Raw genomic sequence first — 21,632 nt, forward strand, 5'->3', positions numbered from 1 at the left:
TCCTGTTGTCGAAGAAATGCGCCTCGGTCGGCGCCCTACCCGTTCCACGGTACGCGGAGAACGGGTCGGACGGCGGGCTTCCGCCCGGGGTGATCCGTACCGTCGACACCGTCGACACCGTCGACACCGTCGACTCTGTCCACTACTTCGAGTAGTCGTAGAAGCCCTGGCCGGACTTCCGGCCGAGCTGACCGGCCTGCACCATGCGGCGCAGCAGCGGCGGGCAGGCGTACGACGGATCGCCGTACTCCTCGTACATGACGTCGGCGATGGAGGCACAGGTGTCGAGTCCGACCATGTCGGCCAGGGTCAGCGGGCCCATCGGGTGGGAGGCGCCGAGCTGCATGCCGGTGTCGATGTCCTCCCGGGTGGCCACGCCCTGCTCCACCATGCGCACGGCGGAGAGCAGGTAGGGCACGAGGAGGAAGTTGACGATGAAGCCCGACCGGTCCTTCGCCTGGATCGCGGTCTTGCCGAGCACCTCGGTGGCGTAGCCGCGGACGGTCGCCACGGTGGCGTCGTCGGTGGTGAGGGCCGGGATGACCTCGACCAGCTTCAGCACGGGCACCGGGTTGAAGAAGTGCAGGCCGATCACCCGGCCCGGGTTCTCCGTCGCCGAGGCGATGGTCTGGATCGGCAGGGAAGAGGTGTTCGAGCACAGCGGCGCGGACTTGTCGGTGACGACGGCGTCCAGCTTCGCGAAGACGTCCTTCTTGATGTCCTCGTTCTCGACGATGGCCTCCATGACCATCTCACGGTCCGCGAAGTCCGCCAGGTCGGTGGTGTAGCTGATCCGCGCGACGGCGGCGTCGCGGTCCTCCTGGGAGAGCTTGCCGCGGCTGACGGCCTTGTCGAGGGACTTCTCGATCCGGGCCTTGCCGCCGTCGAGGAACTCCTGCTTGGCCTCCCAGACCAGGACGTCGCTCCCGGACTTCGCGGCGACCTCGATAATGCCGCTGCCCATCTGACCTGCGCCGACAACGCCTACACGCTGAACCATGTGATGCTCCTTCTTCACGGGATGAATAAACGCAATAGTTATACTGACATAGTGTAACGCCAGTCACTGCTCCCGGTCGACGATACCGGGTCAGAGCACCGCACGGGGGCACGGGCGAGGGGGACTGTCCGGCAGACCACCCGTCAGCCCGGCAGGCCAAAAGTCCCTCAGAAGGCGTCCCGGACCCCATTGTGGCCTGCCACCTGAACCGATGGCCTGCCGGACCGGACGCAGCACCCCGTGCCGGGCGGTCGGGAGCCCCCACCCGACGCCGGACACAGATCACCCCCGGCACCTGACAGGACCGGGGGTTCACTGCTGACGTTTCAAGAGGAGAATGCTCAACTACCGTATAGCGGGGTTCCTTTCCTTCGATCGCTCCGACACCATTGACGGTACGGTCCGATCATTGGAGGAGCCTGCCAGCCGGCTTCCGGTTCGGTCCGGATCAGATCCAGACAGAATCCGGGCCAGATCCGGGTTCCGGAGGCGTCCCCTAGGCGCCGATCTGCCCCTGGTGCGACCAGGTGCCGTCGAAGACGTTGAACAGCACCGGGCTGCCGTTCGACAGGGCACCCAGGATGTGGGCCTTCCCGTCGGCGCCGAAGACGTAGAGCGGGCTGCCCGAGTCCCCGGAGACGGCCGGAATGAGGGCGAAGATCTCCTGGCTCTGCGAGTTGACCGACAGCACCGGACCACAGGTGCGTCCGGACAGTGCCCCGTCCTTGCAGACCAGACCGCCGACGAGCTCGTGCCCGACCGGGTACTGGTCACCGAGTTCGAGGCGCGGCCCGTTGAGCAGTGCATCGATCGGCATCCCGGTCGTGGCGACGCTGGCGATCCCCGTGGCGTCCGCGTCGACGGAGCCGTCCAGCCGGAACCAGCCGAGATCGTCGAGTCCGGCCTGCGGATCGGCCGGGTTGGCGCCGCCCTCGTCCACGAAACCGCCGGCGGCGAGGCCCGCAGCGTCCGCCAGCAGCTCCCCGTCCAGCGTCGTGATCCGGGTCGGCTGCTCACCGTGGAAGGACTCCGGGTCCAGGCAGTGGCCGGCGGTCACCCCGTAGGTGTCGTCGCCGCGGACCGCGACGGAGTTCAGCGTGCACTCGCCCACCGAGCCTTCGTCGGTGTGGATGAGGATGGAGGCACCGGCATGGGTCGTCGCCGCGGCGGCCACGGCGGGAGCCCCGGCTGCCACAGCGGCGGTCACGGCACAGGCGGTCAGGATTTTGCGGGACGAAAGTGTCATGGCCGCAGTCTAGACTGCCGGACATGCCCCTGTCCCCCAGCTACCCCGTCCGTTTCACCGGGGCCTCGGCCGACCCCGCCGCCCGCACCATCCGTGCGCTGCGTGCGGCGGGATTCCACACCTTCTCCCACACCACCCCCGTCACGCCCGGCGTGTCGCTGTCCGCCCCCGTGATCGACCGGTGCATCGACGAACTGTTCAGCGGCCGGGCCCACCGCCGCGCCGGCGCGCCGTTCACCGGCAGTCTCACCGCCGGGTCCGTGGTCGTCATCCGGCCGCTGGGCATCGGCGCCCTGGCGTCCCCCTGCCTGGTGCTGCGCGCCGACGTGGAGCGGACGGCCGCCGCCGTGACCGCCGAGGTCATCTACGCGACCCTGCCGGGGCACCTCGAATGCGGGGAGGAACGCTTCCACCTCCGCTGGGACCGGGACGCCGGTACCGCAGCCGTCACCGTCGGCGCCTTCTCCCGCGCCGCGCGGCCGCTGACCCGGCTGGGCGGCCCGGTCGCCCGCGGGGTGCAGCGGCTCATGGCCCGGCGCTACGCCGCGGCAGTCGCCGACCCCGGTTTCCGGAACTGAGGGGGTACCGCTAGTACGCCTCGCCGGGAATGAGCTCGGTGAGCATCCGCTCGCCACGGACGAACCGCCGGTAGTTCTCCGCCGTCGAAGCAGCGAGCTGCCGGTCCATCGACGAGACGGTGTTCGCCGAGTGGGTGGTGATGGTGACGTTGTCCATCTGCCACAGGTCGCTGCTGTCCGGCAGCGGCTCCGGATCGGTGACATCCAGACCGGCACCGGACAGGCGTCCCGACCGCAGGGCGTCCTCGAGGTCCGCGGTCACCACGACCGGACCCCGGGCGACGTTGACGAGCGTGGCCCCCTCGCGGAACAGGTCGAGCGTCTCCGCATTGATCATGCCCCGGGTCTCATCGGTGAGCGGGGCCGACAGGATCACATGGTCGCCCTGCGGGAGGACCTCCGCCAGCCGGTCGAACGGGACCGTCTCGCGTGCCCCCTCGACCGGACGCCCCGAGTGGTTCACGGCGACGACGTCCACACCGAACGGGGTGAGCATCTCGATGAGGTGCCGGCCGATTCCACCGGCTCCGACGATGGCGACGGTGGACCCGGCGAGCCAGCGGGTGCCGGCGTCCACTTCACGGGACACCGACCAGCTGCGCGCCCGGGCGATACGCACGTGCAGGTGGAGCACCGACAGCAGCAGCCCGACCGCCGCCTCGGCGACCTGGCGGCCGTAGATGCCGGAGGCGTTCGACCACCGGCGGTCACCGTCGGGTCCGGTGGTGACCAGACCGGCGTCCAGGTACTGCTCGATGCCGGCCTGGCACAGCTGCACCCACTTCACGGAGTCCGGTAACTCGGGGAACGCCGAGGGTCGCACGTTGATACTGATGAAGGCGTCCGCGTCGGCGATATCGTCGACGATCTGCGCCCCCTCCGCCTCCAGCGCGGCACGGGTCTCCGGCAGCGGCATCCGGGCGATGAAGACACGGAGCGGTCGCGGGGCGGGTGTCCGGTCGGTGGTCGGGGCGGGCGTCGGGTTCGGCGTCGAGGTAGTCATGCCCTACTTCATACCCGTCAGGCAGGCGCCCCTGCACCGCCGCCGATCTGGTCCCGGAAGTTGTTGAGCAGATCGTCGAGGTCCTGACCCCACCGGTCGACGTCCGGGAGCCCGTCGGGCAACCGGATTCCGCCGTCGTCGGGGGCGGACGGGTCCGGTTCCCCGGGCGCCCCGGGCGTCTCAGACGGTGCCGGGGGCGCCGAGCGGGGCGCGGACGGCGGGCTGGACGGTGTCACGGTCCGTTCCACCGTCCGGGTCACCGTCGTCTCCTCCCCGCCGCCTCCGGTGTTCGAGATCCAGAGCAGGAAGAACAGCAGAGCGGTCAGGGCCGCCACGACGAGCAGGACGGCTCCCCACAGTCCGGAGGACTTCCGGGGCGGCCGGACGCCGTCGGGTCGTGGTTGACCGGTCGGCCCGCCACCCGGCTGGCCGGTCGGCTGCCCGCCCTGTCGCCCGTCCGGCTGCGTCCCGAACTCCGGTCCGGGAGTGTCGTAGCGGTACACCGGCGGTCGGGGTCCGTTGTCGGGTTGCGGGCCGCCGAAGGCCCGTGTCTGGTCGTCGTCCATGATCTCCTTCCCCGTCTCCGGGTGTGGTGTCGCGACGATTGTAGTCTCCCCCTCACCGCAACCCCGCGGGTGCGCCGTATACCGTTCCACCGACGCCACGCACTAGGATGATCCCCGACGATCCAGACTGAACCTCTTCGGGAGACGAGAAATGACGCGCATCCGCCGGACCACTGCCCTGATCACCGCCGCCGTACTGGCTCTGGGCGTGACGGCCTGTTCCGCCAAGCACCAGAACGACAGCGACGTCAGCCCCGCCGACGTCAGCACCGTCGCCCCCGACGCCGGCTACGAGGGCGCCGGGGTCCCCGCGACCAGTGCCGCCGCCACCGGGTCCACGGAGGCCGGTGCCGGCACCGTCGACGAGGACACGACCGCGGGAACCCAGGCCGAGCCGACCGCCGCCGGCACTGCCGGTACCGCTGGCACAGCCGGCGCAGCGGGCGCCGTCAACTAGCCCCGAACAGCGTCTGCTGCACCCGGTCCCGGGGAACCGGACGCAGCTCCCAGGCGTCGAGTCCGACGTCGACCATCCCCGGCCCCGTGACGGGCCGGTCGGAGTGCAGGTGGCCGTGCACCAGCAGGGGGACGTCGAGCCGCAGCTCGTCGTGACGGGAGGCCATCCCCTCGTGGTCGTGCCCCGGCCGCGGGAAGTGCGACAGCCAGACATCCTCGCCCGCCCACACCATCTTCTGGTACGGCTGGACCGAGGCGAAACACGTGAGATACGCCCGCTGGTGCAGGTAGCCCTTCCGGTGCATCGGATGACACGCGTCATGGTTGCCGGCGATGAGGTGCGCGGTCACCCCCGTCTCCTCGAACAGGGCACCGAGCAGGTCAATCGCACGGGCCGGCGATCCGACGGCGAGGTCCCCCAGACACCACAGCACATCCCCCGGTCTCAACGCCTCGCGCAGGTTGCCGAGGATGACCCGGTCATGCTCGTCGGTGTCCTCGAAACCACGGAGACCCGACACGAGCCGGTGGCCGAGATGCAGGTCGCTGGTGTACCACTGCTGTCCCATCGGCCCAGGCTACCGGACCGCCGACAGCGGCAGATCGTGCTCCCCCGCCCAGGCAGCCCAGTCCGCCACCGTCCGGTCCGCGAACACCTGCTCCAGCGCAGTGCGGTCCATCGGGTCCACGCCGAGCTCCTCGCCCAGTCGCGCGACGAAGTGCGGTTCCAGCGCCGCCAGGGCGATCCAGCCGTCCGCCGCACGGTACAGGCCGTAGGTCGGCAGCGCGCCGCCGAGCAGGGCGCCGGGGCCGGCCAGTCCCGAGGTCACCGCGTGCGCGGCATCGTCGATCCCCTGCGCCAGTGACACTTCCCGGTATCCGCCGTCACCGGTCCGGGCGGCCCGGACGAGCAGTGCGGCGGCATCCCCGACGACGCGTTCGGCCCCGAGCAGGTCCGCCACCGGCAGTGTCGGGATCGTCGGCTGCTCCGGTGGGAGCAGGGTGCCGGCCTCGGCCTGGTAGGTGAGATCGTGGCCGGGCCGGTCCGCGTCCGCACCCGGGTGGCCGACGACCGCGACCTGGCACAGTCGCGGGTATGTGGCGTGCAGGCTGTCCCAGGCCAGACCCAGCACCGCCAGGGCACGGGGGCGTGACGAGGTGATCAGCAGGTCTGCGTCGGTGAGCAGGGCGTCGAGCTCGCCGCGCCCCGCAGTGGTCTTCAGGTCGAGGGTCCGGATCTCCTGGCCCGCGGCCAGCCAGCGGTGGTAGTCGGGGGCGAAGGTCGCCACCGGGTCCCCCGCCGGCGGTTCGATCTTGGTCACGGTCGCGCCGAGTTCCACCAGCCGGTGGGCCGCGGCCGGTCCCGGCAGGTTCGGGGCGAGGGTCACCACCCGGACGCCGGACAGCGGGGCATCTGCCGGGGCGGTGTCGTGCTCGGTGGTTCCCTGTGACATGGGGCGGCGTCCTTCGTTGTGGGGTCCCGGTATTTCTCCGCCCGACGCTAGCAGTGCGGTGCCGACCCGGCTCCGGACGGACCGTTACAGTCGACCCATGCACATCTTCGGTTTCGAATCCTACGGCGGCCCCGGGGTGGCCGGCGTCCTCGATGTCCCGGCCCCTGAGCCGGTCGACGGCAGTGTCCTCATCGAGACCGTGGTCACCACCGTCAACCCCGCCGACATCAAGGTCCGCAACGGTGACCGGCAGGGGAAGTTCCCCGTGACCTTCCCCATGGCGATGGGGCGCGAGGCCGCCGGCCGGGTCATCACCTCCACGGATCCGGCGTTCCACCCCGGCGACGTGGTGTTCGGCGGGACGCTCGCCGGGACCGGTTCCTTCGCCCCGGAGGTGCTGCTGGACGCGTCCCAGACCGCGGTGGTGCCGGTGGGGGTTCCGGCGGCGGAGGCGGCGTCCGTCCCCGTGGCCGCAGGCACCGCGTGGGACATCCTCCACGAACTGCGCGCCGACGGGCTGCCCGACGGCGGCCGTGTCCTGGTCCTCGGTGCCGGCGGCGGGGTCGGGCACTGCGCAGTCCAGCTCGCCCGCCACCTCGGCCATCCGGTGACCGGGGTCGCCGGGGCGGCCAAGCAGGAGTTCCTCGGCAGGCTGGACGCCGCCTGGGCCCCGACCGTGACGGACGCCGCCACCGTCGGGCCGGTCGACGCCGTCATCGACCTCGTCGGCGGACCGGTGCTGCAGGACGCTCTGGCGCTGGTCGCCGGGACACCGGCCCCGGTCCGCAGCGTGGCGGAGCCGGCGGTCGGCGGCGGGGTGACCCGCCGCCGTACCCGGGCCGTGTTCACGGAACTCGCCGACCTCATCGCCACGGACGCCTTCCATCCGGTGATCAGTGCACTCTTCCCGTTCCGGGACGCGGCTGAAGCCGTCGCCGCGGTCGAGGCCGGGCACGCGACCGGGAAGACCGCCGTGCTGTTCCCGTGAGTCCGTCTGAGCCCGCCTGAGTTGGCCTGAGGTCCTTCCACTGTGGAAATGACCCCCGTACGATCGGAGCCATGCCCACTCCGACCACTCCCACCACACTGACCACTCTGCTCACTGACGGCAGCGCCGGCAGTGCCGGCGCCACCGCCCGCATCGCCCTCGACGTCGCCGCCGACGACTGGCGGTCCGCCGTCACCACCGCCGGACGCCTGCTCGAGGACACCGGTGCCACCGACCCCGACTACACGGCGGCGATGATCGCCACGGTCGAGGACAACGGCCCCTACATCGTCGTCGCCCCCGGTTTCGCCTTCGCCCACGCCCGCCCCTCCCCCGCCGTCCACCGCACGGCGATGAGCTGGGTACGGCTCGCCGCACCCGTGGCCTTCGGCCACCCGTCCAACGACCCGGTGACCCTCGTCGTCGCACTCGCCGCGACCGACGCCACCGCGCACACCACCGCCATGGCCCAGCTGGCCAAGGTCATCGGGAAGAAATCCACCCGGGACGCCCTGGCGGCCGCGACCACCGGCGAGGAGATCCTGGCCGTCCTCGACGGCGGGTCACCGTCACCGCCGACAGCACCACCGGCCGCTGCCGCAGCAACCGGGACAGCTCCGGGCACAGCGACAGGCGCGGCGGAGGCTGCGGAAACGGGGGCCTACCCGGGCGGGAACACCCGCGACCACATCCTCACCGTCTGCGGCAACGGGGTGGGCACCAGCCTGTTCCTCAAGAACACCGTCGAGCAGGTGCTCGACCGCTGGGGATGGGGTCCGTTCCTCACCGTGGAGGCGACCGACACGATCTCCGCGAAAGGCAAGGCCGGTGAGGCCGACGTCATGATGACCTCCGGCAGCATCGCCGACACCCTCGGCGACCCCGGCATCCCGGTGTGGGTCATCAACGACTTCACCGACGAGACCGAGATCGACGCCGCCCTGCGGCAGATCTACGACCTGTAAAGGAACCACCATGCACTGGCTGCTCACCGTCGCCGAGTTCCTCGTCAACGAGATTCTCGCCGTCCCCGCCTTCCTCATCGGCATCTTCACCGCCGTCGGACTGATCGCCCTGCGCCGTTCCGCCGGGCAGGTCACCGGCGGCGCGATCAAGGCCGTCCTCGGCTTCCTGCTCATCGGGGCCGGGTCCACCCTGGTCACCAACTCCCTCGACCCGCTCGGCCGGATGATCGAGGGGGCGACCGGGATGCACGGGGTGGTCCCCACCAACGAGGCCATCGCCGGCATCGCCCAGGAAGAGTTCGGCTCCCAGGTCGCCTGGCTGATGATCCTCGGCTACGTGGTGAGCCTGCTGCTCGCCCGGTTCACCCCGCTGCGCTATGTCTTCCTCACCGGGCACCACGTGCTGTTCATGGCGACGATGATCACCATCATCCTCGTCACGAACGACTACGCCGACTGGGTGGTCGTCATCCTCGGCGCGGTGCTGCTCGGCGTGCTCATGGTCTCGATGCCCGCGCTGGCACACCCCTGGACCCGCAAGATCACCGGTGATGACTCGGTCGCCATCGGCCACTTCGGCACCGCCGGCTACATCGCCGCCGGTGCGGTCGGCAAGGCGGTCGGCGGGAAGGGGAAGAAGGCCTCCGCGTCCACCGAGGACCTGAAGGTCCCCGAAGGTCTGCGGTTCCTGCGGGACTCCATGGTCGCCACCGCCCTGTCGATGGTGCTGATGTACCTGGTCCTCGCGGTGCTCTACGTGATGCGCTCCGGGCAGGACGAGGCCTTCACCGCCTTCGACGACGGTGCCACCGACCTGGGCAACTACCTCATGCAGGCGGTCACCCAGGGCCTGCAGTTCGGGGTGGCTGTCGCCGTGATCCTCTTCGGTGTGCGCACGATCCTCGGTGAACTCGTGCCCGCATTCCAGGGCATCGCCGCGAAGGTGGTGCCGGGTGCGGTCCCCGCGCTGGACGCCCCGATCGTCTTCCCCTACGCCCAGAACGCCGTCCTCGTCGGGTTCATCGCCAGCTTCGTCGGGGGTCTCGTCGGACTGGTGGTGCTGTCGAGCTGGCTGAACCCGGCGTTCGGCGCGGCACTCATCCTGCCGGGGCTGGTGCCGCACTTCTTCACCGGCGGTGCCGCGGGTGTCTTCGGCAACGCGACCGGTGGACGCCGTGGCGCGGTCCTCGGTGCCTTCGTCAACGGCCTGATCATCACGATCCTGCCCGCGTTCCTCATCAACGCCCTCGGCGACCTGTCCGGGGAGAACACCACCTTCGGGGACGCCGACTTCGGCTGGTTCGGTCTCCTCATCGGCAATGCCCCGGCGGGGATCTGGGGCATCGTGATCACTGTCCTCGTCGCCGTCGTGGTCTTCGCCGCCGCCGTCATCGTCCAGAAGAAGCTCGTCGACGGTCACTGGGATCCGGCCCCCGGACGGGTGAAGGGTTCCCTGGTCTCTGCGGGGGACAACGGGCGTTCCGGGGGTGCCGGAGATAGTGCCGGTGCCCCCGTCACCGTCTCCGACGGGTTCACGGTGGCCGGGAAGTACCCGCCGATCGCACCCCCGAAAGGGGCTCCGGTACCCCCGCCTCCCCCGGGGTCCGGGAGCGGTTCCGCGTAGCGTCAGTGGTATGACCGACAACAGCACAGACATCCGGAACGTTACCGTCCTGGGAACCGGCGTCCTCGGCTCCCAGATCGTCATGCAGGCCGCCTACGCAGGCAAGACCGTGGTGGCCTACGACATCAAGCAGGAGTTCCTCGACAAACTCCCCGACCGGTGGGAGTGGATGCGCGGACACTACGCCCACGACCTCGCAGACTATTCCGCGGACAAGTTCGACGCCGCCATCGCCCGCATCACCACCTCCACCGACCTCGCGGCGGCCGTCGGCGACGCCGATGTCGTCATCGAGGCCGTCCCCGAGAACCTCGACCTGAAGAAGGACGTCTGGGGCAACGTCGGCAAAGCCGTCAAGGACAGTGCGATACTGCTGACCAACTCCTCGTCGCTGCGTCCCTCCGACTTCGCCGACGTCACCGGCCACACCGACCGTTTCCTGGCCCTGCACTTCGCGAACATGGTGTGGAAGTCCAACACCGGTGAGGTCATGGCGACCCCGGCGACCGACCCGGCGGTGTTCGAGCGCACCGTGGAGTTCGCCCGCGAGATCAACCTGCAGCCCTTCCCGATCCACAAGGAGATCCCGGGTTACCTGCTCAACAGCCTGCTCATCCCGTGGCTCAACGCCGCCGCCTCGCTCTATGTCGGTGGCGCGGCGAACCCGGAGGTCATCGACGACGACTGGAAGGTGTCCACCGGGTCCCCCAACGGCCCGTTCGAGGTGTACGACGTGGTGGGCTTCAACGTGGCCTACAACATCATCCAGGGCGCCCAGCCGGAGGGGTCGCCGCTGCGCGCCTTCGCCGACCAGCTCAAGTCGAAGGGCATCGACCAGGGGAAGACCGGTGTCGGTGACGGTGCCGGCTTCTACGAGTACGACGACAAGGGGAAGATCGTCCGGCCGAACCCGGACTGGGTGGTCTACCGGGACTGAACCGCCGGTAGGATCCTCGGTCATGCCGAAGAAAGTCGACCATGACCTGAGACGCCGCGAGATCATCGCGAAGGTCTGGCGGCTCATCGCCGACGAGGGGATCGACGCGGTCACCACCCGGCGGATCGCCGAGGTGACCGGGTTCTCCAACGGCCTGCTGCGGTACTACTTCCCGGGCAAGGACTCGGTCATCACCGAGGCGTACCGCTTCGTCGTCGAGGCGACCGACATCCGCGCCGCCCTGACCTCGGGGGAACGGGGACTGGCCGGGGTGCGGACCCTCGCCCGGGAGATCCTGCCGCTCGACGACGTGCGCCGGGCGGAGGCCCGGGTGGCGCTGGCCTTCTGGCAGCGGGCGTTGACCCGTGACGATGAGGCCGCCCTGTTCGCCGCGAGTTTCGGGTCCTGGCGGGACTACTTCTCCGCCCGACTCGCCGAAGCGGCGTCCGACGGCGAGATCGCGGCGGGCACCGATATCCCGGCGGTGACCGATGAGCTCCAGAACATGCTGATGGGGGCGCAGATCACCGCGGCGTTCAACACCCCGGAGGGGGACGCGGCCCGGCTCACCGCACTCCTCGACCGCTTCCTCGCCCGTTTTTCTCCATCCGTACAAAGATGACACTGCGCGGCAACTGACCCGAAACACGGTGACTGTTGACTGTCACCCATGACAGCGACACTCACCTCCACCTCCTCCGGTCCCCGGACCACCGCACTCCAGACCCGTTACCTCTCCGAACCCGACATGGTCGCCGCCGGCGTCCGCGACATGCCCGCCTGCGTCGACACCATGGAGCGGATGTTCGCCCTCCTCGGCGCGGGCGACTACCGGATGGCCGGCGCCAACAACAACTCCCACGGCGCCATGGTCCTCTTCCCCGACCGGTCCCCCCACGAGCGCATGCCGCTCAACGGCCCCGACCGCCGGTTCATGGCCATGCCCGCCTACCTCGGCGGGGACTTCCACACCTCCGGGGTGAAATGGTACGGATCCAACATCGACAACCGCCGGTCCGGCCTGCCCCGGTCCATCCACACCTTCATCCTCAACGACGCGGACACCGGCGCACCCCTGGCCGTCATGAATGCCAACCTGCTCTCCTCCTACCGCACCGGCGCCGTCTCCGGCGTCGGCGCCCGGCACCTCGCGGCACCCGGCGCGACCGTCGCCGCGGTCATCGGCCCCGGGGTGATGGGCAGGACCGCCCTCGAGGCGTTCGCCGCCGGTGTCCCGACGCTGGACACCGTGAAGGTCAAGGGGCGCAGCCGCGCCGGCATCGACTCGTTCGTCGCCTGGGTGCGCGAGACCCTCCCCCAGTTCACGACGGTCGAGGTCGTGGAGACCGATGAACAGGCGGTCCGCGGTTCCCAGGTCATCGCCTACACCACCACCGCCCCGACCGGGTCCGGAAACTACCCGCAGCTCGACCCGGACTGGCTCTCCCCCGGCGCCTTCGTCTCGGCCCCGGCCTGCGTGACCGTCCCGGACCGGTGGTTGGCCTCGGGCGCGGGCCGGCTGGTCCTCGACAACCGTGGTCTCTACGAGTGCTGGCACGAGGAATTCGGGGAGGACGCCTTCGAGACCGTCGGCATCATCGGCAACAGGTTCCTCGCGCTCGAGAAGGACGGCGTCCTGCCCCCGGGCGCGGTGACCGACATCGCCGACGTCATCACCGGGGACGCCGTCGGCCGGCGCAGCGACGACGACATCGTCATCTACTCGGTCGGCGGGATGCCGGTCGAGGACGTCGCCTGGGCCACCGCGCTCTACCGGCGGGCCTGCGCGGCGGACATCGGCACCGTGCTGCCGGTCTGGGACACCCCGGAGATGGCCTGATGACACACTCCGACTCCGGCACCCACTACGCCCACTACGACTATGCCGTCATCGGCTGCGGCACCATCGGCTCGATGGCCCTGTGGCAGCTCACCGAACAGGCACCGGGGGCCCGGATCCTCGGCATCGAACGGTTCGACCGCGTCCACACGAAAGGCTCCTACTCCGGGGAATCGCGCCTGTTCCGGGTCGCGCTCAAGGAGGGCGGCATCTACATCCCCCTGGTGCAGCAGGCCCGGCGGATGTGGCTGGCGATGAACGAACGCTCCGGCCGCGACATCTTCCTGCCGGTCGGCGCCGTCTCCGTCGGTCCGGCCGATTTCCCGACCATGGTGCAGACCATGGCGGTCATCGAGGAGTTCGGTCTCGACCACGAGGTCCTCGACGCCGCCGAACTCGCCGAGCGGTTCCCCGTCTTCGCCGCCCCCGCACCCGGCGCGGCACCGGACACGGCGATCCTCGACCCGGCCGGCGGTGGTATCCGCCCCGAGCTCGCCGTCGCCTGGGCCCAGCAGTTTGCCCTGTCCGGCGGGGCGACACTGTGGGACAACACCCGTGTGCTCGCCGTGGAACCGGGCCCGGACCACACCCTGATCCGCACGGAGCGCGGCGACGTCACCGCCGACAAGGTGATCGTCGCCACCGGGTCCTGGGCCGCGGACATCTTCCCCGACCTCGCAGCGCACATCAGTGTGCAGTCCATTCCGCTGACCTGGTACCTGCCGCTGGACATCACGGGGTTCCTGCCCGAAAACCTGCCGATCTTCATGCGGGACATTGTCCGGGAGACCGGCGGGGGCACAGAGATCTGGCACTGCTACGGCGCCCCGACGCTCGACGGCTACTCCGTGAAGATCTCCCACGGGGACTTCGTCGGCGGGGCGACCACCCCCGACGGTCTCGAGGCGCTGCGCACCGGGGAGATCCCGGCGGACGTGGTCCGGGTGTTCTCGGAACGCACCGCCGCGTTCTTCGACGGCATGCTGGACGCCCCGGTGCGCATCTCCCTGCACCACGACGGTTTCACCGCCGACCACGCCCCGGTCCTCTGCCACGTCCCGGGGACCGGCGGTGCGGTCACCGTCGCCACCGGGATGAGCGGCAACGGCATGAAGTTCGCCCCGGTCTACGGGCGGGCCGCCGCGCAGCTCGCGGTCGACGGTGCAGCACCCGGGCTCCCCGACGCCTTCGGCTACCCGACCGCCGTCCGCGAACCGTCCCCCGCCGTCATCCCCGCCACCCTGCACTGAACCAGCACGAACCAGCACGAACCAGCACAGGCACCACACCGAACCAGAGAGGCCACACCATGTCCGCTCCCACCGCCACCTCCGCCCCCGCGGCGTCCGGCACGTCACTGAAAGGCGGCTCGCTGACCACGGCGTCCATCGTCTTCATGGTCATCGCCGCCGCCGCACCGCTGACCGTCATCGGCGGCGCCCTGCCGATCGGCATGGCCGTCGGCAACGGTCCCGGCTACCCCACCATGTACGCCGTCGGCGCCGTGATCCTCATCCTGTTCTCCGTCGGGTTGACGACCATGTCGAAGTTCATCGACGAACCCGGCGCCTTCTACTCCTACGTCGAGACCGCGTTCGGACGCCGCCTCGGGATGGGCACGGCCTACCTCGCCCTGCTCACCTACACGGCGATCCAGTTCGCCGTCTACGGATTCCTCGGGGCACAGCTCAGCCAGCTCGTCGACCCGCTGGTCCACCTGCCGTGGTGGGTCTTCTCCCTCGCCGTCGCCGGAATCGTCGGCTACCTCGGCTACCGCAACATCGAACTGAGCTCGAAGGCACTGGGTGTGCTGCTCATCGCGGAGATCGCCATCGTCGTACTCATCGACGTGGTGGTCACCGGCAAGGGCGGGGACGCCGGCCTCAACGCCGACCCGTTCCTGCCGGAGAACATCTTCTCCGGCTCCATGGGGGTCGGTCTGATGATGGCGATGGCCGGCTTCATCGGGTTCGAGGCCACCACGGTCTTCCGTTCCGAGGCGAAGGACCCCGACCGCACCATTCCGCGGGCGACGTACATCGCCGTCGCGGTGATCGGCATCTTCTACACCGTCTCCGGCTGGGCCGTGGTCCAGGCCTGGGGGACGGACAAGGTGCTGGCCGAGGCGACCGATGACCCGGACAACATGATCGCGCACACCGCGGAGAACTACCTGGGTTCCTGGGCCGGCCCGGTGGTCGACGTGCTGCTGCTGACGAGCCTGTTCGCCTGCGTCCTGTCGTTCCACAACGTGCTGACCCGCTACCAGCACGCCATCTCGCACAAGCGCGGCCTGCCGCGGGCGCTGCGGGCGGTGCACCTCACGCACCGGTCGCCGCACATGTCCTCCCTCGTGCAGACCGTGACGGTCGCCGTGCTCGTCGTGGTCTGCGCGGTCGCCGGTCTCGACCCGGTGGCGGAGATCTTCACCTGGTTCTCCGGCCTGGCGACCTTCACCATCATCATCCTCATGCTGCTGGTCTCCGCCGCCGTCATCGCCTGGTTCCACGCCCGGCCGTCGCTGCAGGTCTCCGTGTGGAAGCGGCTCATCGCACCGGTGCTGTCGTTCCTCGGTCTGGGAACCGCACTGTACTTCATCGTCACGAACTTCACGGTGCTGTTCGGCAGTGTGGCGGTCGCCTGGGTGATGGCGCTGTCGGCGCCGGTGGTGTTCGTCTTCGGGACTGTCTTCGCGACCTTCGTCCAGGAGTTCGACGACCGGATCATCACCCGCAACATGGACAAGCGGATGTGACCGCCGGCGCCGGCCCGGTCACGGATCAGCCCCCGGTCACCTCACAGCCGCGAGTATCCGCCGTCGGCCATGCGCACCGCGACTCCGGTGGAGTTGTCGGTCACCGTGGTGCCGTCACCGGTGGTGTCCACGGTGTAGCGGTCCCCGACCGGGGTCGATGTTCCGGCGGCCAGGGTGTCGGTGGCGGTGACCCCGGAGTTGCCGAGCAGTGCGTAGACCTCCGGGTCCGCGCCCGGCCGGTAGGCGACGCTGTTGGCTTCGCCGCCGTCGGTCGCCTCCCAGCCGAGGTGGACCGGCGCCTGGCAGGCCCAGGCGAAGCCCTCGTCCGCCGGGTTCCCGTTGAAGGAGCAGGTCAGGGTGGCGTTACCGGTCCCGCCGAGGGGGACGAGATAGTTGCCGTAGGAGACTGCGGTGGCGTCCGCGGGGGCGGTGGGCCCCGGGGTGTCCTGCGACCCGGCCGGGGGCGCGACGGTCGCCCCCGGGGCGGGCTGCGGTGCACCCGGTGTCGGCTGTGGTGCCCCGGGTGCGGGGTTCGGCGCTTTGCCGAGTTCGCTGGACAGGGCCGTGTCTGTGTGACTGTCGTCGTGGGATCCCGCGTCCTCGACGCCGGTACCGTCGCTGTCGCATCCGGCCAGCAGCAGTGCGGCAGCGGATGCCGCGGCGCAGGCCACGGACAGGCGACGCCGGCCTCGTTTCACGGGGCTCACAGGGGTCACAGGGGTCACGGTGTTCATCTCCAGTCTCGGGGGTGTCACCCCCAACCGTGCCACAGCCTGCCCGGCCCGTGCCAGCAGACCACCGGGAAACCCCCGGCTGTTTCCGGCCGGGGGCCGGCAGCGTCCGGCAGCGCCCGGCCGGGACGTGCCCCGTCCGGAGCATGTCAGCGCCGTGCGGGGGCCGTGCGGGGTTAGGCTGGCGACAGTGACAGCCCCGAACAGCACCTCCGTCTTCCGCGACCGCCGCGGTCCGGTCCTCATCGCGATCATGCTCTCCTCGGCCCTGATGGCGGTGGACGCCACCATCCTCGCCACCGCCGTCCCCAGCATCGTCGACGACCTCGGTGACTTCGCCCGCTACCCGTGGCTGTTCTCGACCTACCTGCTCGCCCAGGCGGTGACCGTCCCGGTCTTCTCCAAACTCGCCGACATGTACGGCCGGAAACCGGTCATCCTCACCGGCATCGCCGTGTTCGTCCTCGGCTCCGCCCTGGCCACCGCCGCGCCTTCGATGACCGTCCTCATCGTCTGCCGGGCGGTCCAGGGCCTCGGCGCCGGGGCCGTCCAACCCATGGGGCAGACCATCGCCGGCGACATCTACACCGTCCGGGAGCGTGCCCGCGTCCAGGGCTACCTCGCCAGCGTGTGGGGGATCTCCTCGGTGCTCGGCCCGCTGGTGGGCGGGGTGTTCTCCCAGTACGTCTCCTGGCGGTGGATCTTCGCCGTCAACATCCCGCTGGGACTGCTCGCCGCGGTGATGGTCGTGCGCAACTACCACGAGTCGGTGGAACGGCGGCCCCACCGCATCGACGTCGCCGGCTCACTGTGCCTCACCGCCGGACTGACCATGCTCCTGCTCGGTCTGCTCGAGGGCGGCACCGGGTGGGACTGGGGTTCCGGGCAGTCCCTCATCTGTTTCCTCGGCGGTGCCGCGGCCCTGGCCGTGTTCGTCCTCGTCGAGCGTCGGGCAGCTGAACCGGTGGTGAGCATGCACCTGCTGTCCCTCCGGCTCATCATCAACGCGGTCGTCATCGCCGCGGCCATCGGCGGCATCGTCCAGGGCCTCACCAGTTTCGTCCCGACCTACCTGGAACGGGCCGCCGGCGCCACCCCGGTCGTGGCCGGTATCGCCGTCGCCGCACTGACGATCGCCTGGCCGTTCGCCAGCGCGAACGCCGGCCGGATCTACGTCCCGTACGGTTTCAAGGCCTCGATCGCGCTCGGGGCGTCCGTCGTCACCGTGGGGACGGTCCTGCTCGTGCTCGTCGCCCACCACCCGTCGGTGTGGCTGATCACCGGTGTCGCGGTCGTCATCGGGGCCGGTCTCGGGTTCACCGCCGCCCCGAACACGGTCGCCGCCCAGTCCTCGGTGGGCTGGTCGGAGCGGGCGGAGGTCACCGGGCTGACCATGTTCGCCCGCTCCGCCGGCAGTGCCGTGGCGGTGGCGGTCTACGGGACGATCTCGAATGCGGTCATCGGCGGACGCAGCGGTGCCGCACCGATCGTGGACGCCACCGCCGCGGTCTTCTGGGGCGTCCTGTCCGCCGCAGTGGTGCTGCTGATCGCCGCCTGGGCACTGCCGGCACACCGCAGGGCGGTCCCGGTGACCCCCGCCCCGTGACCGCACCTGGTACCGTCATGACCTGAGCTGATCTGAAGCACAGGCTGACAGTCCGGGAAGGGGCGGAGACATGACACGGTGGGGTACGGCGGCGGTGGTCCTGCTCTGCGCGGGAAGCCTGGCCGCCTGTTCCGACGACAACACCGGTGATCCCGGCACCTCACCGGGGTTCACCGAGGCCGCCTCCGCCCCCGCCACGGCGTCCGGCACCGCCGCCTCCCCGACCCGGGGCGCCGCACCGGACGCCGCCACCGACGTCGACGTCGCCGACTACACCACCGGCGACCTCGTGAGCTGGTCGCTGGAGGGCGCCGGTGTGACCTGCTCGGTCAACACCGCCCCACGCAGCGACTACGCCGACTGCACCCTCGACTTCACCGACGACGTCCGCGACCGGAAGGACCCCCGGTTCGCCGCCGGCGCCGTCCTCTGGATCGCCGGCGAAGGGTTCCGGCCCGCCATGCAGACCGGCGGCGGAGACGCCACCGACCACCCCGTCCTGCACCCCGGGCAACGCATCAGCGCCGCGGGAGTCACCTGCACCGCCACCGGCCCACGCGGCATCACCTGCGGTCGCGACGGCCGGGAGTTCCGCTACGACGACGGGGATTTCGCCGCGACGGGGTGGGACGGGCCCGGTGCCCGCACCATCGTCGAGGGGTCGAAGACCCGGGGGCAGTTCTGCGGACGGGCCAACAACGGCCTCTACGCCGACCTCGCCGTCACCGATGTCGTCGTCACCAAGGGCACCGTCGACTGCGCCGACGCGGTCGGTACCGTCGACTCCTACCTCGCCACCTGGCAGGACGGCTCCCGCGGGAACACTCTCCTCACTCCGCTGGACAACGGCTGGACCTGCTCGTTCCCCACGGCGAAGCGTTCGGAGGACGACGATGTCACCGTCAGCTGCGGCACCACCGACGGTCGCGGGGTCAAGATTCCCCGGTCGTGATCAGCGGGACGAAGCGGTACCGCCCGTGCCCGTCCGAGACCACCCCGTCCGCCGTCCGGCGCGTCACCGTCATCACGCCGCGGACCGGGCCGACCATGATCCCGCCGTCGGCAAGCTGGTCGACCAGCTCCTGCGGGACGCCCTCCCCCGCGTCCGCGGAGAACAGGATCCGGTCGTAGGGGCCGTCGGCGGGATGCCCGAGGGTGGCGGGGTCGGCGGCGAGGATCCGCGCGTTGCCCACCGATCGGCGCCGGAGCACCTCCCCGGCGGACGCCGCGAGATCGGGCAGCAGCTCGACCCCGGTCACCGAGCCGGCCGGGCCGACGAGGTGGGCGAGAAGTTCGGTCGTCCACCCCGACCCGGACCCGACATCGAGGATCCGCTGGCCGGGACGGACGTCCAGCAGGCGGAGCATCCTGGCGACCGTCGACGGTTGGGAACATGTCGCTCCCCCGGTCAACGGCAACGGGGTGTCGAAGTCGGCGAACTGCTGCTGGCCGGTGGGCAGGAAGGCCGCTCGCGGGGCGAGGTCGAATGCGCGGTCCACGGCATCGGCGCCGGTGGCCGAGCCGGTGGAGGCTGCGGGGTCAGTGGAATCGGTGGGATCTGTGGTGCCGGAGTCCATGCCCCCAGTATGCGCCGGAACGCCGGCACCGGCCCGGACACCGGATGTCAGTCGTCGGCGTCAGTGCTCGGGGTCAGTCGTCGGCCTCAGTCGTCAGTCACCACGACATCGACGTCGATGTTGCCGCGGGTCGCATTGGAGTAGGGGCAGACCTGGTGGGCGGCGTCCGCCAGCTCCTGCGCCTCGGCGTGCGGCAGCGCCGGAATGACGACCTCGAGGGTGACCGCCAGGCCGAAGCCGCCGTTGTCCAGGCGGCCGATGCTGACCCGGGCACCCACGCTCGAATCGCCGAGGTCGACCTTCTTCTGCCGGGCGACCCCCTGCAGCGCGCTGTGGTAGCAGGCCGCGTATCCGGCGGCGAAGAGGGTCTCGGGGTTGAGGCCGTCGCCGGGACCTCCCATCTCCTTCTGGATCTTCAGGTCGGTGTCCAGGTAGCCGTCGCGCGAGGCGACATGGCCGCCGCGGCCTGCACCGGTGGCGATGGCCTCCGTGCTGTAGATGGCGTCGATACTCATGGTGGGTGATCCTTCCGTTGGCGTGGTCCTGATGTCACCGACAAGTATTGCGCGCATTTTAATTGTGCGCAATCTTTATGCGGAGACCATCGGACCCGCCACGGTGGACGCCGTACCGCCGCCGGCCCCACCCACCGGCCGCCGCGCACAGGCCGGCGTCCCCATGCCGGCATACCCAGGCCGCTGCACGCCCGCCGTCGCACCCCAGGCCGCCGCGCCGGAAGTGTTACCAGCTGGACCCGGTAGAACTTTTCGCGACCTGGGCTTTTCCCGGATCCGGGACGCCGGAGGTGGTAATACTTCTGCCGCCCGGCGCGCTGCGACGGGGCAGCGGCACAACCGACGACGGAGGAGGCGACAGCACAGAGCCGCCGGGCGCACCGGGGGCACCGGGGGCACCGGGGGCACCGGACGTACTGTCCGCACGACCCTCGTGCGCCTCGAGCAGCGCCCGGATCCCGTCGGCGAGGTCCGCGGGCACCAGCACCGGCACCGGCGCACCGGCCCCAGTCCTGTCGCCTGCCCTGTCTCCTACCCTGTCACCAGTCCTGTCGCCTGTCCCCGTCGCCGGCAGGGCGTCCGCGTCATAGGCCTGCTCCGCGTGCTCCGCCTCATCGATCCCGATACCCTCGTCGCGCTGCGAGATCCGGATCGGGCTCACCCGGTTCATCAGCCAGGCGATGGCATAGGTCGCGCAGAAGGAGAATCCCACCGTCACCGCGATCGCCACCGCCTCCCGCCAGACCTGCCCCCAGCTGCCGCCGAAGAAGATCCCGGCGTGGTGGGCCGGGGCCGCCGGATCACCGACGAACACCACAAGCATGGACGCAGCCATCCCCGCCACCCCGTGGACCGCGAAGACATCGGCCGAGTCATCCACCCCGAAGCGGTGGGCCAGGCGTACCGCACCGAACGCGGCCGCCGCCCCCGCGATGCCGACGACGACGGCGAAGACCGGGCTCACGGCGTCCGCCGTCGGGGTGATCGCGACAAGCCCCGCAATCGCGCCGGTACCCAGGCCCACCAGCGTGTACGAGCCGTCGACGACCCGCTGCATGACGATGTAGCCCAGCATCCCGCCGGCCAGGGCGAGCAGGGTGGTCATCACCGTGTACTCCGAGGTGAAGTTGGCGCCGCCGGCCGAGCCGCCGTTGAACCCCATCCAGCCCATCGCGAGCATGCCCACCCCGATGAGCATCAGCGGAAGGTTGTGGGGACGCCGGTCGACCTGGGCACGGCGTCCCAGGAACACCGCCAGCGCCAGCCCCGCGGCACCGGCGTTCATGTGCACCGGCGTCCCGCCCGCATAGTCGTGGACGTGCAGGACGCTGCGGAACCAGCCGTCCTCCGCGAACGCCCAGTGTGCGACCGGCGCATAGACCACCAGCACCCAGATCACCGCGAAGCCCATCCACGCGTCGAACCGCATCCGGCCCGCCGCGCCGGAGGAGACCAGCGCCACGGAGATCGCGGCGAACAGGGCGTAGAAGGCGGCGGTGACCGTCGTGCCCGCCCCGTCATCCGCGGTCAGCGAGCTGAAGAAGGAGAAGCTCCCCGGGTCCCCGATGATCCCCCACCCGTGGAACGAGGTCCCCAGCACCAGCCCGTGCCCCACCAGCACGTAGATGATGACGGTGACCGCCAGGGAGCTCATCACCATCATCATCATGTTCAGGACGCTGCGCCCGTTGAGCATCCCGCCGTACAACATCGCCAGCCCCGGGAACATCAGGAGCATGAGGGCGAAGGCGGTGCACATCCAGGCGATATCTGCGGGGCTCATGACCGTAA

Annotated in this window: 23 protein-coding genes; 13 read left to right on the top strand and 10 right to left on the bottom strand. The window is 70.4% G+C overall.

Features of this window, described 5'->3' with window-relative positions:
• The first annotated feature begins 5 nt into the window (after positions 1–5).
• On the top strand, positions 6–155 hold the full coding sequence (locus FSW06_RS14450; RefSeq protein ID WP_158005230.1) for a hypothetical protein: 150 nt from the start codon (positions 6–8) through the stop codon (positions 153–155).
• Here FSW06_RS14450 and FSW06_RS04650 read toward each other — a convergent pair.
• Positions 143–1,000 (bottom strand): 3-hydroxybutyryl-CoA dehydrogenase, encoded by an 858-nt coding sequence (locus tag FSW06_RS04650; RefSeq protein ID WP_029450250.1) that lies wholly within the window; start codon positions 998–1,000, stop codon positions 143–145. The two genes, FSW06_RS14450 and FSW06_RS04650, sit on opposite strands and share 13 nt — an antisense overlap.
• Before the next feature lie 496 nt (positions 1,001–1,496).
• A complete protein-coding gene (locus tag FSW06_RS14455; RefSeq protein WP_029450252.1) occupies positions 1,497–2,246 on the bottom strand; it encodes a chymotrypsin family serine protease in 750 nt (249 codons plus the stop codon).
• A 23-nt stretch (positions 2,247–2,269) separates the two neighbouring features.
• Here FSW06_RS14455 and FSW06_RS04660 point away from each other — a divergent pair, with 23 nt between their 5' ends.
• The gene (locus tag FSW06_RS04660) at positions 2,270–2,824 is read left to right on the top strand and encodes a DUF1990 family protein (RefSeq protein WP_010122417.1); all 555 of its coding nucleotides are present in this window, start codon (positions 2,270–2,272) and stop codon (positions 2,822–2,824) included.
• 10 nt (positions 2,825–2,834) lie between these two features.
• Here the strand turns inward: FSW06_RS04660 and FSW06_RS04665 are convergent, their stop codons facing one another.
• Both FSW06_RS04665 and FSW06_RS04670 read right to left on the bottom strand, forming a co-directional pair.
• Positions 2,835–3,827 (bottom strand): D-isomer specific 2-hydroxyacid dehydrogenase family protein, encoded by a 993-nt coding sequence (locus FSW06_RS04665; RefSeq protein ID WP_010122419.1) that lies wholly within the window; start codon positions 3,825–3,827, stop codon positions 2,835–2,837.
• A 17-nt stretch (positions 3,828–3,844) separates the two neighbouring features.
• Complete coding sequence (locus FSW06_RS04670; protein ID WP_010122421.1) at positions 3,845–4,393, bottom strand: hypothetical protein; 549 nt, start codon at positions 4,391–4,393, stop codon at positions 3,845–3,847.
• 151 nt (positions 4,394–4,544) lie between these two features.
• On the opposite strand from FSW06_RS04670, the gene FSW06_RS04675 reads away from it, so the two are divergent.
• A complete protein-coding gene (locus FSW06_RS04675) occupies positions 4,545–4,850 on the top strand; it encodes a hypothetical protein (RefSeq protein ID WP_010122422.1) in 306 nt (101 codons plus the stop codon).
• Here FSW06_RS04675 and FSW06_RS04680 read toward each other — a convergent pair.
• Both FSW06_RS04680 and FSW06_RS04685 read right to left on the bottom strand, forming a co-directional pair.
• Positions 4,843–5,418: a metallophosphoesterase family protein gene (locus FSW06_RS04680; protein ID WP_010122423.1), complete on the bottom strand. Its 576-nt coding sequence runs from the start codon at positions 5,416–5,418 to the stop codon at positions 4,843–4,845. The two genes, FSW06_RS04675 and FSW06_RS04680, sit on opposite strands and share 8 nt — an antisense overlap.
• 9 nt (positions 5,419–5,427) lie before the next feature.
• A complete protein-coding gene (locus tag FSW06_RS04685) occupies positions 5,428–6,303 on the bottom strand; it encodes a CoA transferase (protein WP_010122424.1) in 876 nt (291 codons plus the stop codon).
• Positions 6,304–6,400: 97 nt separating this feature from the next.
• On the opposite strand from FSW06_RS04685, the gene FSW06_RS04690 reads away from it, so the two are divergent.
• From FSW06_RS04690 to FSW06_RS04725, 8 genes are all read left to right on the top strand, one after another.
• Positions 6,401–7,291: a zinc-binding dehydrogenase gene (locus tag FSW06_RS04690; protein WP_010122426.1), complete on the top strand. Its 891-nt coding sequence runs from the start codon at positions 6,401–6,403 to the stop codon at positions 7,289–7,291.
• Positions 7,292–7,362: 71 nt separating this feature from the next.
• Complete coding sequence (locus FSW06_RS04695) at positions 7,363–8,256, top strand: PTS sugar transporter subunit IIAB (protein ID WP_010122428.1); 894 nt, start codon at positions 7,363–7,365, stop codon at positions 8,254–8,256.
• A gap of 10 nt (positions 8,257–8,266) precedes the next feature.
• Positions 8,267–9,880 (top strand): PTS ascorbate transporter subunit IIC, encoded by a 1,614-nt coding sequence (locus FSW06_RS04700; RefSeq protein ID WP_010122429.1) that lies wholly within the window; start codon positions 8,267–8,269, stop codon positions 9,878–9,880.
• A 10-nt stretch (positions 9,881–9,890) separates the two neighbouring features.
• Positions 9,891–10,817 (top strand): 3-hydroxyacyl-CoA dehydrogenase, encoded by a 927-nt coding sequence (locus FSW06_RS04705; RefSeq protein WP_010122430.1) that lies wholly within the window; start codon positions 9,891–9,893, stop codon positions 10,815–10,817.
• A gap of 22 nt (positions 10,818–10,839) precedes the next feature.
• Positions 10,840–11,439 carry a TetR/AcrR family transcriptional regulator gene (locus tag FSW06_RS04710; protein ID WP_010122431.1) on the top strand — a complete coding sequence of 200 codons (600 nt, stop codon included), beginning with the start codon at positions 10,840–10,842 and terminating at the stop codon, positions 11,437–11,439.
• A gap of 48 nt (positions 11,440–11,487) precedes the next feature.
• A complete protein-coding gene (locus tag FSW06_RS04715) occupies positions 11,488–12,657 on the top strand; it encodes a tyramine oxidase subunit B (RefSeq protein ID WP_010122432.1) in 1,170 nt (389 codons plus the stop codon).
• The gene (locus tag FSW06_RS04720; RefSeq protein ID WP_010122433.1) at positions 12,657–13,907 is read left to right on the top strand and encodes an FAD-dependent oxidoreductase; all 1,251 of its coding nucleotides are present in this window, start codon (positions 12,657–12,659) and stop codon (positions 13,905–13,907) included. Before FSW06_RS04715 ends, FSW06_RS04720 begins: the two co-directional genes overlap by 1 nt.
• Before the next feature lie 59 nt (positions 13,908–13,966).
• Positions 13,967–15,412 carry an APC family permease gene (locus FSW06_RS04725; protein WP_010122434.1) on the top strand — a complete coding sequence of 482 codons (1,446 nt, stop codon included), beginning with the start codon at positions 13,967–13,969 and terminating at the stop codon, positions 15,410–15,412.
• Positions 15,413–15,453: 41 nt separating this feature from the next.
• Here the strand turns inward: FSW06_RS04725 and FSW06_RS04730 are convergent, their stop codons facing one another.
• The gene (locus FSW06_RS04730) at positions 15,454–16,128 is read right to left on the bottom strand and encodes a hypothetical protein (protein ID WP_238526015.1); all 675 of its coding nucleotides are present in this window, start codon (positions 16,126–16,128) and stop codon (positions 15,454–15,456) included.
• Positions 16,129–16,324: 196 nt separating this feature from the next.
• Between FSW06_RS04730 and FSW06_RS04735 the strand changes: the two genes are divergently transcribed.
• Both FSW06_RS04735 and FSW06_RS04740 read left to right on the top strand, forming a co-directional pair.
• Positions 16,325–17,749 (top strand): MFS transporter, encoded by a 1,425-nt coding sequence (locus FSW06_RS04735; protein ID WP_416372522.1) that lies wholly within the window; start codon positions 16,325–16,327, stop codon positions 17,747–17,749.
• 70 nt (positions 17,750–17,819) lie between these two features.
• Positions 17,820–18,701: a hypothetical protein gene (locus FSW06_RS04740; protein ID WP_010122437.1), complete on the top strand. Its 882-nt coding sequence runs from the start codon at positions 17,820–17,822 to the stop codon at positions 18,699–18,701.
• On the opposite strand, the gene FSW06_RS04745 is transcribed toward FSW06_RS04740, so the two are convergent.
• The 3 genes from FSW06_RS04745 to amt all read right to left on the bottom strand — a co-directional run bounded on the left by FSW06_RS04745 (position 18,682) and on the right by amt (position 21,624).
• Positions 18,682–19,326 (bottom strand): protein-L-isoaspartate O-methyltransferase family protein, encoded by a 645-nt coding sequence (locus tag FSW06_RS04745; RefSeq protein WP_010122438.1) that lies wholly within the window; start codon positions 19,324–19,326, stop codon positions 18,682–18,684. The genes FSW06_RS04740 and FSW06_RS04745 overlap by 20 nt on opposite strands.
• 86 nt (positions 19,327–19,412) lie before the next feature.
• The gene (locus FSW06_RS04750; RefSeq protein ID WP_010122439.1) at positions 19,413–19,841 is read right to left on the bottom strand and encodes an organic hydroperoxide resistance protein; all 429 of its coding nucleotides are present in this window, start codon (positions 19,839–19,841) and stop codon (positions 19,413–19,415) included.
• Positions 19,842–20,067: 226 nt separating this feature from the next.
• Positions 20,068–21,624 (bottom strand): ammonium transporter, encoded by a 1,557-nt coding sequence (gene amt / locus FSW06_RS04755; RefSeq protein WP_238526016.1) that lies wholly within the window; start codon positions 21,622–21,624, stop codon positions 20,068–20,070.
• Between the last annotated feature and the right edge of the window lie 8 nt (positions 21,625–21,632).

The sequence above is a fragment of the Corynebacterium nuruki S6-4 genome, assembly GCF_007970465.1.
In the GTDB taxonomy this organism is placed as follows: domain Bacteria; phylum Actinomycetota; class Actinomycetes; order Mycobacteriales; family Mycobacteriaceae; genus Corynebacterium; species Corynebacterium nuruki.